Genomic DNA, 16208 nt, shown 5'->3' with positions numbered 1-16208 from the left:
TTGTAATTTGCAGCAGCTAAAGTTGAAAAAATATTTCAACTTCAGATAAAAGAAAAGCAAAATGGTACTGTTCCAAAAACCGGATAATAACAGATTTAGATCCTTTGTGTATAAATATTTACGATTTCAGTCGTCCATTTATGCCCGTGTGGTTTACATTATCGCGATTCTTTCGTTTTTTCTTTTTATCGCTTACGGAACTATTTTTAATTCAGTTTACGGGGAATACCTTGATACGGTAATACGACAGAGGGGAAACGATATTGGTTCCATTATTGAAAGCTCGTTGTATTATTCGATGTTAAAGAATGATAATACGGCCCTGCAAAGTACACTGGATATTATCAATACTATTTCCGGAGTGGATCAGGTTAATTTGTATGATTATGAAAATGAACTGGTCTATTCTTCCTTCTTTTCCGATACATTGAGACACAGCGATCCGGATTGTATCAGTTGTCATACTGATTTTGGCGCTATGTTTCCTCAAAAGGAAAAAGCCTACCGGATTATCGACTACAAGAGTGCATGTGAGATGAGCGAGAACAGTGATGGACACAGGCAGTTACTTATCAGGTCGCCAATTCTTAATGAGAGATCTTGTTACACAGCCTCTTGTCATTACCATGGCCCGGAAGAGGAGGTGCTCGGTTCTCTCATCATAAAGGTTCCGCTGGAATCCCTGGATACCGCGGTGTCAAAATCTTCGGCCGAGTTTTTTCTTTTGGCTTCATTAATAACGTTTATACTTGTGTCTATCCTCATATTTTTAACCAACCGAAAAATAAGAAGGCCCCTGAGCGCTATTATTTCTGCAAGCGAGGCTGTTTCAAAAGGGGACCGTAACAGGCGACTGGAGATTAACCCTAATCTGCTTGACGATATGCGGATGGTGTCGCAGGCTTTCAATAATATGCTCGATAACCTTGATGCCGCGAACAAAGAATTGGAAAACTGGTCGCATCAGCTGGAATACAAGGTGCAAAAGAAATCGGAAGAACTTTCAGATATTCAAAATGAGCTGATTCATATTGAACGGATTGCTTCTTTGGGAAAACTGTCGTCTTCGGTTGCACACGAATTGAACAACCCGCTTTCTAGTATTTTGACCTACACCAAACTGGTTTCAAAAAAAATTAGCCGGATGGAACTGGATGCCGGGCTTTCCGCTGCCCTGGAAAAGCATTTGAAAATGATTGAAATGGAAACCAAAAGGTGCGGAGAAATTGTAAAAGGGTTGATGGATTTTTCAAGAAAGGGGCAGGAGGACTTTAAAAATGTACCTCTTCATAAGGTATTGAAACAAACGTATGAACTGGTTGAACACCGGATGAAGATGGCCAATATTCATTTTTATACAGACTTTGATGCCCAAAACGATTTGGTTTTTTGCAATGAAAACCAGATAAAGCAGGTCTGTGTGGCCCTTCTGGTGAATGCTTCGGAAGCTGTTTCGGAAAACGGGGAAATACTTATGAGAACAAGCAATCCCGATAAAGAATATATTAAGCTGGATATTGTCGATAACGGCGTTGGTATTTCACCGGAGGACATTCCTCACATATTTCAGCCTTTTTTTTCGGCCAAACAAAAAGCAAGCGGAATTGGATTGGGACTTGCCATTGTGCATGGTATCGTGCAAAGCCACCAGGGCAGGGTTGATGTGGAGTCAGAGCCGGGCAAAGGAACAACCATTTCGGTGGTTTTACCATTGGTTAAAGATTAATTTTTACAAAATGGGAAATAATAATGTTTCACTTTTGATTGTAGATGACGAAGAATCTGTTAGGGATTCGCTTTACAACTGGTTTATGGAAGATGGTTTCCGGGTACGGTGTGCCGAAAATGCCAAAGAAGCGCTTGAAATGCTGGAGGCCGGGAGTTTCGATATTATTCTGGCAGATATTAAAATGCCGGGGATGGATGGACTGGAAATGCACCGCCGCATTAAAGTGTTGAATCCTGAAGCTATTGTCATTGTTATGACCGCATTCGCCTCGGTTGAAACGGCAGTGCAGGCTTTAAAAGACGGGGCTTACGATTACATTACAAAACCGTTCGACCCCGACGACCTGTCGCATTTGATCCGAAATGCAGCCAAACAGGTGGAGATGAAAGCCGAAAACGAAGCATTGCGGAACCGCATTGTTTCGCTTGAAAACATTGAAGATATTGTGGGGAGGAGCGAGGCCATGATAAAAGTGTTGAAGGAGGTGGAAAGCGTTGCGCAGTCCAACTCATCGGTCATTATTACTGGTGAAAGCGGAACCGGGAAAGAGTTGATTGCCCGTGCGATCCATTCCAATTCGGCACGGAAGTTTTTTCCTTTGGTTACCGTCCATTGTGGCGCTTTATCTGAAGATTTGCTGGAGAGTGAGCTGTTTGGCCATGAAAAGGGAGCATTTACCGGCGCTATGTTCAACCGCAAGGGACGCTTTGAGACAGCAGATGGCGGCACCATTTTTCTGGATGAGATTGCCACAATTTCAGGTAAGATGCAAATTGAACTGCTACGTGTACTGGAATCTAAAATGTTTGTACGGGTGGGTGGCAACAAGGAGATCAAATCAGACTTTCGCGTTATTTGTGCAACCAATCGTGATTTGAAAAAGATGGTGGAAGAAAGAGCCTTCAGAGAAGATTTGTATTACAGGCTAAACGTGGTGAATATAAATATTCCTCCGTTGCGTGAACGAACGGAAGATGTTCCTATGCTGGTAACCCATTTTATAAAAAAATATTGTATTTCCATGAGCCGGGACCTGGTTTCCATCGAGCCTGCCGCCCTGAAGCGTTTAGAACAGTATGATTTTCCGGGAAATGTGCGTGAGTTGGAAAACATGATTGAACGTGCCATTGTGGTGGGTAACGGGAAAGAGGTCAGATTAAAGGATTTACCATTTAGGGCAGACACTCCGGTTAACATTTCCGAAAGCCTGCAGGATGTGGAGAAGAATCACATTCTTCAAATCCTGAACAAATTTGACTGGAATATAAGCCGCTCATCTAAAGCATTGAAAGTGGATCGTGTGACCCTTTACAATAAGATAAAAAAATATGATCTGAAAAAGCAAAAGGGAAAAGGATGATATTTTTTGAATTTTTTACGCATGATTTTTTATATCAACGCGGAATGAATTTTATAAATCCTGTAAATTTTTGTCATTGTTAGGCCAGCATATTTTATTGATTTCATTCGGGCAGTTTGACAAAAACTTTCTTGAACAAACGGCTGCTGTGGTTAAGGCATCTTTTGGCCTGCCGGTAAATATTTCAATAAATTATGAAGAACTGACAAAATATTATGACCCAATGCGCAGGCAATACGATGCTGATAAACTGATAAAATATATTCAGTTCGAATATCGCAGAACTGATGCGAAAGCCATCGGACTTTTTCGTGTCGATCTGTTTATTCCAATTCTTACTTATGTGATAGGTCAGGCTGTTTTTAAAGGAAGTGCAGGAGTTGTATCACTTTTCCGGTTGAAAAACGAACTGTATGGGCTCCCCAAAGATGAACAATTACTTTTTGAACGGTTTTACAAAGAAATCATTCACGAGTTGGGGCATACATTCGGGTTGTCGCATTGCGTAAACCCGGCCTGTGTTATGCACCCCAGTATCTATATTGAAGAAGTGGATCAGAAAGAAGCCCGTTTTTGTATGAAATGCTCCGGGGAGTTGGAGAAGGAGTAATAATTTTCCGGGAAAGGGTAAAAAATACTATTATTGGATTGTTGTCCCAAAATAGTAAGAAGAATCAATATTTTTTAGTGCTCAATCTATTGTTGTTCAGCTTTTTGTGGTGTTTGGTTTGATTTTTGAGCCAATCGGTTTCAATTACAGAAGCTTAAAAATCAATAAGATGGAAACTTTATTATTATTAGCCGTATTGACTATTTGCCTGGCAGGATTAATTACAGGGGTGGTACTGATATACAAGTTGATAAATAAAAACAGTTCTACCCGCTGATAATTTGTTGTATTCATAAAAAAACCGGTAACTTTTATTTTAGGTTACCGGTTTTATAAGTGCCATTTTTACGGGCAGGGTTTGCAAACAACTAATATTAGTTGTTTACCGTTTTTATGCCTGCTTCAAAATATCTGTTGTCAGGTTGTGAATGCTCGTTTCCAGGGCTTCAAAAGGCTTTCCGTTTCCTTGGTTGTCGTCTTCAACAAAAAGGTACTTCATTCCTGCTACCTCTTTGGCAGCAAGGATATTTTTAAAATCGATAACACCAGCACCCACAGGGGCAATATCATTTTTAGTGACATCGTAAAACGGTGCTTCTTTGGTAAACATATCCTTCATGTGGAATAGCTGGAAACGTCCCGGATATTTTTTGAACATTTCTACCGGATCCTGTCCAGCTTTGGAGACCCAGAAAAAGTCGATTTCCATAGTAATCAAATCCGGGTCCATTTCAGGCATAAATATATCGTAGTAAGGAACAATACCGTCAAGGTTGGCAAACTCAAAATTGTGGTTGTGGTAACCAAACTGAATTCCAACGTCTTTCATAATGCGCCCGACTTCGTTCCAGTCGGCAACCATTTTTTTATACGACTCAACGTTGCGGTCTTTTTCTTCTACCCAGGGCTGTACACAATATTGCACACCTAATTCGGCATGGTCATCGGCCATTTTCTTAGCGCTTTCCGTTGTAATTCCTTCGGCCTCCACGCTGGTATGACTGCTGATAATTTCCATGCCCAGGTCATTCACCATTTTTTTGAATTCAGTAGGGGTAAATCCGTAAAATTTTCCATCGGAGTAATTGGCAAGCTCCAGGTTTTTGTACCCCAAATCCGATAATTTTTTCAATGAACCCTGCACGTCTGCAGTCATTGCGTCACGGATGGTGTAAAGTTGTAACCCTACACCGAAACTTTTTCTGTTCACCGAGGCGCCCGGAGAACAGGCGAGTGGCCCCAAAGCCATCATCCCCAAAGTTCCGGCGGCAGAAATTTTAAAAAATTCTCTCCTGTTTTGTAACGTTTTCATAATAGTATAATGTTAATCAATAGAACAGATTATTTTACAGGTAAAAATAATATAAAACTGTTGCTTCTCTGTAGAATAGAGGACTATTTCTGAAAGTTTTTGAAAATGATGAGTAAAATATTTAAACTGATTTTAGTTGATCCTGAATTCTAAGGATGTGGTTTTTATTGTATTTTACGGACGAGGGGAAGTCTGGAGGGAATACTTTGAGTTGATATCTATAAATGAAGAAGGATGGGCTCAACAACCCATCCTTTTCTCATTAAACTAACTAACCTAACTAAACCTAAACTTATGAAAATAAACGTACCGCAAATATAGGGGCTGTTTTGCTCCTGTGCAACTCAAAATTGTTAAATCATGTTAAAGCTAATGGAATGTTAACCCGAAATTTTATTGAGCGACAAAAGTATAATGAATTGTACCCTGTTGAGGATTAGGTGCATTTGGGTCTGAATTAAACACCGTGCGGGATGCAGCTACTTTGGCGTAAATGTAAATTTGTTCGTCGCGAATAGCGGGGTTTTTACGCGGCTCTGCCTGTATCACCTTCCCCTGGCGGTTTACAGAGATGTCTACAATTATTTTACCACCACCCTGCGCAAGATAAACCGGAATAGGTAATCGCAGGTGATGCCGGTTTTTAAGGTAATAGACGATGTTACTTTCTCCTGTGTACACCACATTTTGGATGGAGTCAGGATTCATTCCTTCTGTTGTTTGTACGGGCATTTCAATATCTTCCATATCCACTGCCTCTTTTGAAAGCTGGTTGTTTACATCTGACACCAGTTGCTTTGCTGCTTCTACTTCCCGGAGGTATTCTTCATCGAAAAATTCATCGTTTTGTGCGAGCCTGTTTGAAGCGACGTTGGTGCGGTTGCTGCGCGTTTCCTGTAAGGGAGAAGAGGCTTCATTGGGTGTGGGTTCACTTTCCTGTTGTTCCACTTCATCTTCCGGTAGTTCTTCTTCGGGCAGAAGGTCAGGGAATTCAATAAGTAATTCTTCTTCCTGCACCGTTCCTTTCATTTCAATGCCGGCTATGAGAAAAGCGGAAAAGAGCAAGATATGGAATATCAGGGTTCCCATGACCCCGTATATATTCCGCTTGTATATTTTATAAAGTTTTCCCACAAGACAAAAGTATAAAATTAACTTTTAAACTCTGGATAATAAAAATGAAAGAAAGTACGGATCTATTGGAAAATTTGCCCTCGTTTTTGTTGTTTGCCGGCCAACTTTAACGAAAATTAACAGCGGCCAATTCTGGTTGAAGTGGTGAAAATCACTATTTTTCTGAGCGATTAAGACCCTTCTTTTTTTAGGGGATTTATAATGAGGCATTTTGAAATGGGGAGTAAATTCATATTAATTATTGGGAGAATCTTTTTTGTATTGACTTTGATATTTCCCGGACTTTACGCGTTGTCTCAGTCTAACCAGCCGGACAGTCTCTCCCGTTTAAACAACAATGGCGAGAAATACGAGCAGTTTTATGACAGTCTGGAGTACAAGGCAAAGCAGAAGACACTGACGCGTATTGTATATGATTTTTTGATTTCTCCGCCCCGTCCATACGTTGACAGGGAAGCCCTGTCCCTTGAATATTACAGTGAAATGGAAGGGAAAATTATTTCAGAAATTACCGTTAAACCATTGGATGTTTTTGGTCCGACTTTCACTGATACTACACACAGAGCAAAATCTTTTGTAGAAAAAGCAGCCAATGCCCTGCATTCAAAATCGAATTTGAATACCATCGAAAGGATGCTCCTGTTTGAAGTTGGCGACTTTCTGGATCCTGATCTTTTGTATGAAAATGAACGAATAATAAGGGCATTACCTTACATACAGGATGTGAGGTTTGTTTTGGAACAAGACTCTGTTTATAAAGGTCTTGTGAAGGTGCATGTTATAACCAAAGATCGGTTTTCTATTGGCGTGTCGGGCGCAGTGGATGGAAATAATTCGGCAGCTCTCGAATTTTATAATCAAAATATTTTCGGGGTCGGGCATGAAATCTCCTTCCGGTTTGTGGGGCATCTTAACCGGCAGCCGTATACCGGACTCGAAACATTTTATAAAATCAATAATATAAGAGGAAAGTTTATCGACATTTCGGCGGGGTATATGAATACATACAGAAGGGAGGGGTTCAGTTTTCTTCTCGACAAACCATTTATCACCCCCTCTATAAAATGGGGCTATGGAGCTTCGGCTGTAAGAATGTATCGCACCGACCGTATTTTGGAAGATGCTCCGATCCAAACAGAGGACCCCATGGATCTTTCGTTTTTTAATGTTTGGGGCGGACGAAGTTTTCAAATAAAACCACATGATTACCACAATTCGCAAATGGTTTTATCTGCCGGGATTTATAACCGTACTTATTTCCATCGTCCTGTTCCAATATCTCAGGAAAGCCAGTATTTTTCAAACAACACATTTTACCTGGCCGGAATAACCTTTACCCAGCGTCGTTACATGCAGGATCAACTTGTTTACAGCTATGGCATCACCGAGGATATACCGGAGGGTTTTAAAAATGAAATTGTATATGGCTTCGATGTCAATGAATTTGGAAACAGGCATTATGCTCATTTGTATCTTTCAAACGGAAACTTACTGGTAAACCGCCAGGGATATTTATACTTGTCTGGTGGTGTTGGCGGTTATTTTAAAAATAATGATTATGAGCAGGGGCTGATACAAGGGAGCCTGAATTTTATATCGCGGCAGGTGAACGCAGGACGGAAGCGGTTCCGGTTATTTGGAAAGGCAAACTATATGTTGGGAATCCGACGTTTTGGAATTGAAGAATTGGACCTGACCCGGAAAGAACATATTCGAGGTTTTTCAAGCCGGGATGCTGTCGGAAAACAACGCCTGAGCCTGAGTCTGGAGTATGTGCTATTCCTGCGCCAGCAGTTTTATAAATTCAATATGGCAATGTACGGCTTTGCCGATGTGGGAATCATTGGCTCGAACCGGACATTTATTTTTACGGAGAAGTATTATAGTGGCCTGGGGGTAGGGTTGAGGCTGCACAACGAAAATCTGGTTTTTAAAACATTTCAGTTAAGGCTGGCTTTCTATCCCTTTCCCCCGTCAGACATGAGTTTTACCGGATTTATTATTGAAGAGCAACTCAAAAAGGATTTCTACAGTTTCAGGCCGACACCTCCTCAACCCTTGCGATTCGAATAATTTTCTCAAAGGAAATTCGTGCCTATATTTTAAAGCGAAGAGCGGAGTTTCAGCGTCGTGGGCACTTCAAATGTAACTGGTTTGCCTGTTGCCACAAATTCCGCAGCTTTTTGTCCCATCAGTTCAAAATCGGTGGAAATGACAGTAATGCCATTTTTTACATATTTTTTCATGGGGGTTTCATTGTAGGAAATTACGCCGACTTCGCGGCCGGGCTCAAAACCTTTTTCGGCACATTGATCCAGAAAACGGGCCAGGGTACGGTCGCTTACCAGAAAATACAGCTCCCCCTTTTCAATTCTGAACTTTTCTTCGTCAAAAATTACAGCGTGTTTTATTTTGTGGTCGTTGCAAAATATCCCGAAATATTCGACGGCATCTTTGGGATGGTAGGTGAACGGCGGATAAAAGAAAGTGAATTTTTTATACTGCCGGATTTTATCGAGGTTGGCCCCGAGGCAATCATAAACAGACTGACCAAAATTCTGAAAAACAGCAGAGTGATTCGGGGAGGCATGGATTTTCCAATCAATAACAAGCAACTGGTCTGCTGAAATTTTTCGAATGATTCCCCCAATTTTAGGGTGATCAAAATTCATAATAATGTATTTGCTGTATTTTCCCAAACTCTCCAGGATGATTTTTTCAAAAAGGTGGATGTTGTAATGATGAAAATGTAAATCAACGCTGATATTTTGGGGAAGGTGTTTCAGAAAAGAACCGTATAATACTTCCTTGTAGGCTTTAAACGTATCGAGAAAAAGAAAAACTTTAATGATTTTCCGGGTAACAAAGTATCCCCGGTTGGGAACAGATTCCACCACGTCCCGTTTTTTAAGCTCGGCATAAGCTTTAAAAACAGTGTCGCGCGAAAGGTTGGCTTCTTTCATAATCTGGTTAACCGAAGGCAACATATCTCCCTCTTTTAGCTGATTTTGACTGATGGCATTCACAATGGCATCAACCAACTGCTGAAATTTCAGGGTATTGGAGTTATTGTCAATTTTGAATTTTAACCGGGTCATTGATTTTTGTTGTTAAACAGAACAGTAACCATTCTGTTCTGTTCTCCAAATCTAAAAATTTATATGAACACCTGAAAACAATACAAAGAATATTGATGCGTTAATAGAAGAGGATAAGGTGAAGTTACATTGTCAAAGTGGTTAAGTTTGGTCAGCATTACTTCTTTTTAATTTATGGTAACTTTCTTCCTTATCCTTTTTTCTTTATTAAAATCAACAGGTATTATCAAAAATTAAAATCAATTGTTACCTTTCGATAAAAATCGAAAATTATGATACGCGACCTGGTAATAAAAAACCGTAGCTACCGAAGGTTCGATGCGTCGGTAAAGATTGGGAAGGAGCAAATTGAACAATGGATTGAACTGGCCAGGCTCTCTGCCAGCGGGAGAAATATGCAGCCTTTAAAATATGCCATTTGTACCGATGAAAAAATGAATGGACAGATATTTCCGAACCTGGGCTGGGCAGGATATCTGAAAGACTGGAACGGGCCTGAGGAAAAAGAGCGCCCTGTGGCTTATGTAGCGATACTTCTCGACAAATCGCTGGCCGAGAATTATTATTGCGATGATGGCATTGCCATTCAAAGTATATTACTCGGAGCCGTGGAAGACGGGTTTGGCGGTTGCACCATTGGGTCTGTTAACAAAAGTAAAGTGGCAAAAATTCTGAAACTGCCCGAACACCTCGAAATTCTTTGGCTCATTGCCCTGGGAAAACCTGCAGAAAAGGTGGTACTGGATACAGCAAAAGAAGGAGATATCAAGTATTGGCGTGATGAAAACGAAATTCATCATGTTCCTAAGCGACCATTGGAGGAGATTATTTTCCGCTCAATTTAAATATCAACCTCGTATAAAAAGTGCCTTAATAATTTGTTGTGCCATTTTAGGGTTTTCTTTTAGCCTGCGGGTTGAATAGTTAAACCAGTGTTTTCCAAAGGGCACATATACCCGCATTCGGTGCCCTTTATCGATGATTTGTTGTCGCAGTTCGGGAGTAACACCATAAAGCATCTGGAATTCGTACCTTTCTTTTGGTACCTGGTATTGCTCAATTAAACGGAAAGCATTCTCTACTAAAAACTTATCGTGGGTTGCAATTCCTGTAATCATACCATTTTTAAACAAAAACTCCAGGTCTTCCAGGTAATGTTGCCGGATTTCTTCATAATTTTTGAACGCAACCTTTTCCGGTTCCACGTAAATTCCTTTACACAGTCTGAAATTCAATGGTGTATTTTCCGAATGGAATTCTTTCAGCGCTTCAAGATCAGACAGAGTTCTTCTGAGATATGACTGTACAACTAATCCCACATTTTTGGGAAATTCTTTATGTAATTTTTGAAACAATTCAATCTCTCTATCCACACATTGCGAATCTTCCATATCGATGCGGACAAAACTGTTCTTTTCTACGGCAAACTTTACAATTTCCCGAATGTGGGTGTAGCAAATTTCTTTGTCAAAGAGTAACCCAAACATGGTCGGCTTCAGCGAAAAATTGCCCGTCACCTTTTCTTCGGTAAACCGTTCAATGATTTCAAGATACTGATTTTTATTTGCCTCGGCTTCTTGTTGAGTTTCAATAAACTCACCCAGCAGATCAACGGTAACCTCCATATTTTTTTGATTCAGAAATTTCGATGCGAGTAATCCTTCTTCAATGGTTTCCCCTGCAATGTATCGTTTCGAAAAAACCCAAACCAGTCTTTTGGGCATATGTGGCAAAATATCGGCAATCAGTTTATTCAGCATTTTATTTTTAATGAATGAATTGTTTATGGGATAAAATTACTGCTCCGTTGCAGTTTTTTTCAATGATGTTTATCAGTGGTGGTTTATGATTTTACACAGGTTTTTTTTTCAGTATTTATTATTTATCAGATTAAAAAATGACATATTCCCCTGTTGCTTTTAGCCGAAAAAATTATCTTTGCGCGTTTGAAGAACCAAATTTAAATTTTCAATAATGATGAAAGGATCGTCTTTAATAGTTTCAATTGTAGCTCTTATAGCTGTTGCGGTACTTTATATTTTATATTTTTCCGGAAAGGGTGAAAGTTTGGGTACTGTTGACAAACAGGCTGTCAGGTCTGCAACAGGCTCAATGAAAATTGCTTATGTAAAAGCTGATTCGGTTATTTTAAATTATGAACTGGCGCAAGACCTGCACGATGATTTTTCCAAAAAGCAGGAAGCTTACAACAGCGAGTTCGGAAGTAAACGTCAGTCTTTTGAAAAAGAGGCGGCTGCTTTCCAGGATAAATTGCAACGAGGAGGTTTTCTGACCGAGCAGCGGGCTATCCAGGAGCGTGACCGGTTGGTAGGGAAAGAACAGGAAATTATGAAGCTCGATCAGGAGTTGTCCGGAAAACTGGCAGAATTGCAGACTTCCAATAATAAACAAATATTGGATAGCTTGATGAACTATCTTAAATCCTATAATAAAAACAGACAGTACGATTACATTTTCAACGGCGCAGAGGTGCTGATAGGAGATGAAGCCCATAATATTACGTCGGATGTGCTGAAGGCGCTGAATGAACGCTATTCGGGAAAATCGGCAACAGAATAAATTTGTTTTTACAAAATATTGAATGATAATCCGGGGAAACTTCTTCCCGGATTTTTTTGTTTAAATTCACCTTCTGAATAAAACTGCATGTATGTTTGCAAGTAAGTATCTTCAACGAAATCAGGCTCCTGAACTGATCCGGGAGACTCCGGATTCCGGTCTGGGGATTTCAGTGGTGATTCCCTGTTTTCGCGAACCCAATGTTTTGCAAACGCTCCGCTCGGTTGCCTGTTGTGCGTTGCCTGAAACAAGCGTGGAAGTAATCCTTTTGATCAACCATTCAGAAGCAGCCCCGGAATCCGTTAAAGAACAAAACCGGCAAACAAAATACGAGGTGGATAAATGGATTTCGCAGAATACCAGCGACCAGATAACGTTCTTTGCCGTAGGGCCTGTGGCATTGAGAAAGAAGTGGGCGGGTGCCGGTCTGGCCCGTAAAAGGGGAATGGATGAAGCTGTTCGGCGTTTCAATTTGCTGAATAAACCGGAAGGGCTCATTGTTTCGCTGGATGCCGATACGCTGGTCGAAAAAAACTACCTTACCGAAATTGAGAACTATTTCAAATCATATCCCGGGCATGTTGGCGCCACCATTCATTTTGAACATCAAGCCACCGGACTTGATGCAAAACATTTACAGGGGATTCGACTCTACGAAAAATACATGAATTACTACAAAATGATGCTGGGGTTTACAGGCTATCCAAATCCTATGTTCACAGTCGGATCTGCATTTGCTGTTACTGCCGGAGCTTATGTAAAGCGGGGCGGAATGAACCGCAGGCAGGCAGGTGAAGATTTTTATTTTTTGCAAAACCTTGCACAGATTGGCCGGGTGGGAGAGATTACATCCACGTGCGTGCATCCCTCCGCGCGCTTGTCTGACCGGGTTCCGTTCGGTACCGGCCCCATTCTTCAAAAATGGATGAAAGGGGAGGAAGACCTGACAAAAACGTATGACTTTCAGTCTTTTTCTGATTTGAAGCAGTTTTTTGATAAAAAGGACCAACTTTTCAACATAGAAAAAAGGGAATACCAAAACCTGCTCTCACAACTTTCAAGACCGGTTCAAACATTTCTTACGGAAGGTGATTTCTGGCAGGAAATTAGTGACCTGAATGCAAATTGTTCCACGCTTCAAAGCTTTCAAACCCGTTTTTTTCAAAAATTCAATGCGTTTAAAATTTTAAAGTTTTTGAATTTTACGCATGATGTTTTTTATCAAAAATCGGATCTTCTTGAACAGGTTGCAGAAATGAATAAAACACGGAACTCCTGAAACTGATTCTATAAAAATTACCTGGTCGGTATAATCTTACCGGGCAGCTTTTTTCAATGTTTTTGAAATATACCTCCAGTATTTTTTGTGAAATTTTACATTTTGTCTCCCAATCAGTTCATGATAAGTTTGGGGAGTATCGTCCGGATGAAATTTTTTTTGCTGCTGGTTTTCGTAAAGTGCCGGTACTTCAGGATGGAACTGTACGGCAAACACATGTGGGTAAGTGGTATGCGTAAGTGCTTCCACAATTTTTCCGTCGTTGGAAACTGCGGTTACTTCCAGTCCTTTTCCTATTTTTTCAGCAGCCTGGTGGTGACTGCTGTAAATTAATGGTTTTTTCGTTTTGGCTACTTTCACACTTTCCCCGAAAAAAGGATGTTCCGTAAACCGGATCGGGTGGAAATTGATTGTCATAAGTAACGAATCAGTCGAAATTTTTTGCCAGTAATTTCGGTGCATATTCATCTTGCCGTTTTGCACAGTAGCTTCCGGAGTTTCGGCTCCGTAAATTTCTGCCGGGATGTCCTGGATAAGCGTTCCGCCTGTGGCCACATTCATGGTTTGCATACCGAGGCAAAAACCGCTGACAAAGTAGTCCGGATTTTTATGGAGGAACGGTTCAAAATGATTATTACGATAACTTCCCAACAAGTGAAATAGTAATGTGATTTCGAAATAATGCCTTGCGGGATCGGTAACAACCGACCGGGTGTTTTTTTCGCCATAAACAGCAGGAGGAATGTCGGGTCCCCCAAAAAAGAAAATACCGGTGGAGTTTTCAAAAAGATTTCTCATTTCAGCGGTATACCCGTTTTCCAGGTAGAGCTTTGTGGTATCAAGTTTTCCGCGTATTTCGTGCAAATAAAAACGATTTAGCCCCCGGGTTTCAACGTAACGCCGCGATGCCTCAAAATCATAAGCCTGCTGTTCGTGATAAATCCCTACAAACCGGGTTTTTCGTTTATTCACATTCAGCAAATTGTTGTCGATTAAAAAGGTGACTGTTTCAAGGTTTCTAACCGTCGGATTGGCAAGTAGAATATAAGTTTTCCCTGTATCGAAATTTTCCCTGAAAAAATCCTGTGCTACCAGGTTGGCAGAAAAAATGAATAGGAAAAAAGCAGACAAAAATTGTTTCATTATTAAAAATGATTTAGGTTTTCAAATATAATATTAAACATTGTAAAGGGGAAACCCTATTTAAAATCGAATAAAATCAGATTTTAAGTTTATGTTGCCCGTTAATCTTCTTACATTTGTGACGTATTCAAAAGAAATAAATTGTGAAACAAACCATGCCAGATATATTTCATTCACAGGAGGCTTATTTGAATGAGGGATTATCTAGAATACAGTTAAAAACTTAAAATACATAATATGAAATTCAATTTGAAAACACCTTACGTTGTTGGAGTAGTCGTAATTTTAATTGTGCTTTTGCTTTTTGGCGGGCGTATGTTTTTTATTATTGAGGCCGGTGAACGCGGGATAATTTTCCGTCCGTACACCTCCGGCCTGGATACTGAAAATGTTTATGGGGAGGGATTTCATGTTATCGCTCCCTGGAATGAATTGTATGTTTATAATGTGCGGGAACAGCAGCGTGAAGAAACAATGGATGTACTCGATAAAAACGGTTTATCCATTAATACAGATGTAACAGTCCGGTTTAATCCGATTCACAATGAGATTGGTTTTCTACATCAGCAGTTTGGGAGCAACTATATCAATGTATTGGTTATTCCCGAAGTCAGATCAACTGTGCGCCAGGTAGCCGGCCGTTATACGGCAGAGGAGATATACTCTACCAAGAGGGCAGAAGTAGAGCAAACGATAAAGGATGAAACCCGGAATGTTTTGGGAGAAAATTTTATTGAAATGCGGGCGTTGCTTATCCGGTCGATAAACCTTCCTCAACAGATTAAAGGAGCCATTGAAAATAAACTTCAACAGGAACAGGAAGCCCTGGCTTATGAATTCAGGCTCCAGCGGGAAGAATCGGAAGCGGAACGCCGGCGCATTGAAGCGGAAGGAATTGCCAATTATAACCAGATTATTAATGCCAGCTTAACCGACCGCATTTTGCAACAGCGGGGGATAGAAGCTACCATTGATTTGGCAAAATCGGAAAATTCAAAGGTGGTTGTGATTGGCAGCGGGAAAGATGGTTTGCCGCTGATTCTTGGCAATAATTAAATGAAGATTTTATACATTTCAGGCTGGCAATTTTGCCGGCCTTTTTTTGTACCCAATGAGAAAAATAAAAAATCCTTTTTCCCCTTCAGCTTCAAAAGATGCATACAACTGTTTTGGGTGTTCGCCTGCCAACGACAGGGGGTTACATCTGGAGTTTTGGGCAGATGGTGAAGAGTTGGTGGCCCGGTGGATACCGCAAAAGTCGTATGAAGGCTGGATCGGTGTTTTACACGGCGGAATTCAGGCTACCCTGCTTGACGAAGCAGCTGCCTGGCTTGTTTTTATAAAGCTGAAAACGGCCGGCGTGACAGCAAACCTTACCATTAATTACCCGAAACCTGTGTTTATTTCGAAAGGTGAAATTACCGTAAGAGCAAAGCTCCTTGCTGTGGAAAAACGTATAGCAAAAATAGAATGTACGCTTTTCGACGGCGAAGGTGAAGTTTGCGCTATTGCCGAAGCTTCCTACTTTTGTTTCCCGGAAAAAATTGCACGGGCAAAATACAACTATCCCGGAGTGGAAGCGTTTTTTGCAGACTAATGCAAATACATTCTTATCCAATCCGAAAAGAAGGGAGCAGGTAAAATATGTTACGATGGATTTTTTCTTCTTATAGTGTAGCGATTAAAAGTCCTCATCTTCATCGAGATCTTCGTAATTGGATGCATAATCATCGAGATCTTCATCATCAAACTCGTCATAAATGGAAAGCCTTCTTTTAGAGCTTTTGTCCCTTTTTTCAGGGTGCTTTTTTTGTTTCCGTTCGAAGTTATCTACTTCGGTGTAATTTTTTTTGTTTACTTTCCGTTTCATTTTTAAAGTTCATTCAAAAAAATAAGACAATTAATTTTTAATAGTTTACAAAGCCAAAATAAAAAAAAATACAAATACAAAAGAAACAAACGG

At 40.4% G+C, this 16208-nt stretch carries 15 protein-coding genes; 9 read left to right on the top strand and 6 right to left on the bottom strand.

Features of this window, described 5'->3' with window-relative positions; all coding sequences use genetic code 11:
- Positions 1–61: 61 nt before the first annotated feature.
- From D1164_RS10290 to D1164_RS10280, 3 genes are all read left to right on the top strand, one after another.
- Positions 62–1726 (top strand): HAMP domain-containing sensor histidine kinase, encoded by a 1665-nt coding sequence (locus tag D1164_RS10290; RefSeq protein ID WP_119349880.1) that lies wholly within the window; start codon positions 62–64, stop codon positions 1724–1726.
- 10 nt (positions 1727–1736) lie between these two features.
- Positions 1737–3089: a sigma-54-dependent transcriptional regulator gene (locus D1164_RS10285; RefSeq protein WP_119349879.1), complete on the top strand. Its 1353-nt coding sequence runs from the start codon at positions 1737–1739 to the stop codon at positions 3087–3089.
- Between the two features lie 70 nt (positions 3090–3159).
- The gene (locus D1164_RS10280; RefSeq protein WP_172594417.1) at positions 3160–3699 is read left to right on the top strand and encodes an archaemetzincin family Zn-dependent metalloprotease; all 540 of its coding nucleotides are present in this window, start codon (positions 3160–3162) and stop codon (positions 3697–3699) included.
- 391 nt (positions 3700–4090) lie between these two features.
- Here D1164_RS10280 and D1164_RS10275 read toward each other — a convergent pair whose 3' ends face one another.
- Together D1164_RS10275 and D1164_RS10270 are read right to left on the bottom strand one after the other, a co-directional pair.
- Complete coding sequence (locus D1164_RS10275; protein WP_119349877.1) at positions 4091–5011, bottom strand: sugar phosphate isomerase/epimerase family protein; 921 nt, start codon at positions 5009–5011, stop codon at positions 4091–4093.
- A gap of 393 nt (positions 5012–5404) precedes the next feature.
- The gene (locus D1164_RS10270; protein WP_147372142.1) at positions 5405–6100 is read right to left on the bottom strand and encodes a hypothetical protein; all 696 of its coding nucleotides are present in this window, start codon (positions 6098–6100) and stop codon (positions 5405–5407) included.
- A gap of 261 nt (positions 6101–6361) precedes the next feature.
- Here D1164_RS10270 and D1164_RS10265 point away from each other — a divergent pair, with 261 nt between their 5' ends.
- Entirely contained in the window at positions 6362–8218 is a 1857-nt protein-coding gene (locus D1164_RS10265; RefSeq protein WP_147372140.1) for a hypothetical protein, read from the top strand.
- Positions 8219–8247: 29 nt separating this feature from the next.
- Here the strand turns inward: D1164_RS10265 and D1164_RS10260 are convergent, their stop codons facing one another.
- Positions 8248–9243, bottom strand: a complete 996-nt coding sequence (locus D1164_RS10260) for a GntR family transcriptional regulator (RefSeq protein ID WP_119349874.1) — start codon at positions 9241–9243, stop codon at positions 8248–8250.
- Between the two features lie 272 nt (positions 9244–9515).
- Between D1164_RS10260 and D1164_RS10255 the strand changes: the two genes are divergently transcribed.
- Positions 9516–10088 (top strand): nitroreductase family protein, encoded by a 573-nt coding sequence (locus D1164_RS10255; protein ID WP_119349873.1) that lies wholly within the window; start codon positions 9516–9518, stop codon positions 10086–10088.
- A 3-nt stretch (positions 10089–10091) separates the two neighbouring features.
- Here D1164_RS10255 and D1164_RS10250 read toward each other — a convergent pair whose 3' ends face one another.
- Positions 10092–11003, bottom strand: coding sequence for a proline dehydrogenase family protein (locus D1164_RS10250; RefSeq protein WP_119349872.1), 912 nt, complete (start codon positions 11001–11003; stop codon positions 10092–10094).
- Positions 11004–11217: 214 nt separating this feature from the next.
- Between D1164_RS10250 and D1164_RS10245 the strand changes: the two genes are divergently transcribed.
- A complete protein-coding gene (locus D1164_RS10245; RefSeq protein ID WP_119349871.1) occupies positions 11218–11823 on the top strand; it encodes an OmpH family outer membrane protein in 606 nt (201 codons plus the stop codon).
- A 91-nt stretch (positions 11824–11914) separates the two neighbouring features.
- Positions 11915–13102: a glycosyltransferase family 2 protein gene (locus D1164_RS10240; protein ID WP_119349870.1), complete on the top strand. Its 1188-nt coding sequence runs from the start codon at positions 11915–11917 to the stop codon at positions 13100–13102.
- A 36-nt stretch (positions 13103–13138) separates the two neighbouring features.
- On the opposite strand, the gene D1164_RS10235 is transcribed toward D1164_RS10240, so the two are convergent.
- On the bottom strand, positions 13139–14245 hold the full coding sequence (locus D1164_RS10235) for a gamma-glutamyl-gamma-aminobutyrate hydrolase family protein (RefSeq protein ID WP_119349869.1): 1107 nt from the start codon (positions 14243–14245) through the stop codon (positions 13139–13141).
- Between the two features lie 237 nt (positions 14246–14482).
- Between D1164_RS10235 and D1164_RS10230 the strand changes: the two genes are divergently transcribed.
- The gene (locus tag D1164_RS10230; RefSeq protein WP_119349868.1) at positions 14483–15301 is read left to right on the top strand and encodes a prohibitin family protein; all 819 of its coding nucleotides are present in this window, start codon (positions 14483–14485) and stop codon (positions 15299–15301) included.
- A gap of 55 nt (positions 15302–15356) precedes the next feature.
- On the top strand, positions 15357–15842 hold the full coding sequence (locus D1164_RS10225; RefSeq protein ID WP_119349867.1) for a PaaI family thioesterase: 486 nt from the start codon (positions 15357–15359) through the stop codon (positions 15840–15842).
- Positions 15843–15926: 84 nt separating this feature from the next.
- On the opposite strand, the gene D1164_RS10220 is transcribed toward D1164_RS10225, so the two are convergent.
- Entirely contained in the window at positions 15927–16115 is a 189-nt protein-coding gene (locus tag D1164_RS10220; protein WP_119349866.1) for a hypothetical protein, read from the bottom strand.
- Positions 16116–16208 lie beyond the last annotated feature (93 nt).

Source organism: Mariniphaga sediminis, assembly GCF_003573545.1.
Classification (GTDB): Bacteria; Bacteroidota; Bacteroidia; order Bacteroidales; family Prolixibacteraceae; genus Mariniphaga; species Mariniphaga sediminis.
This window is presented reverse-complemented; position numbering and strand designations above follow the sequence as displayed.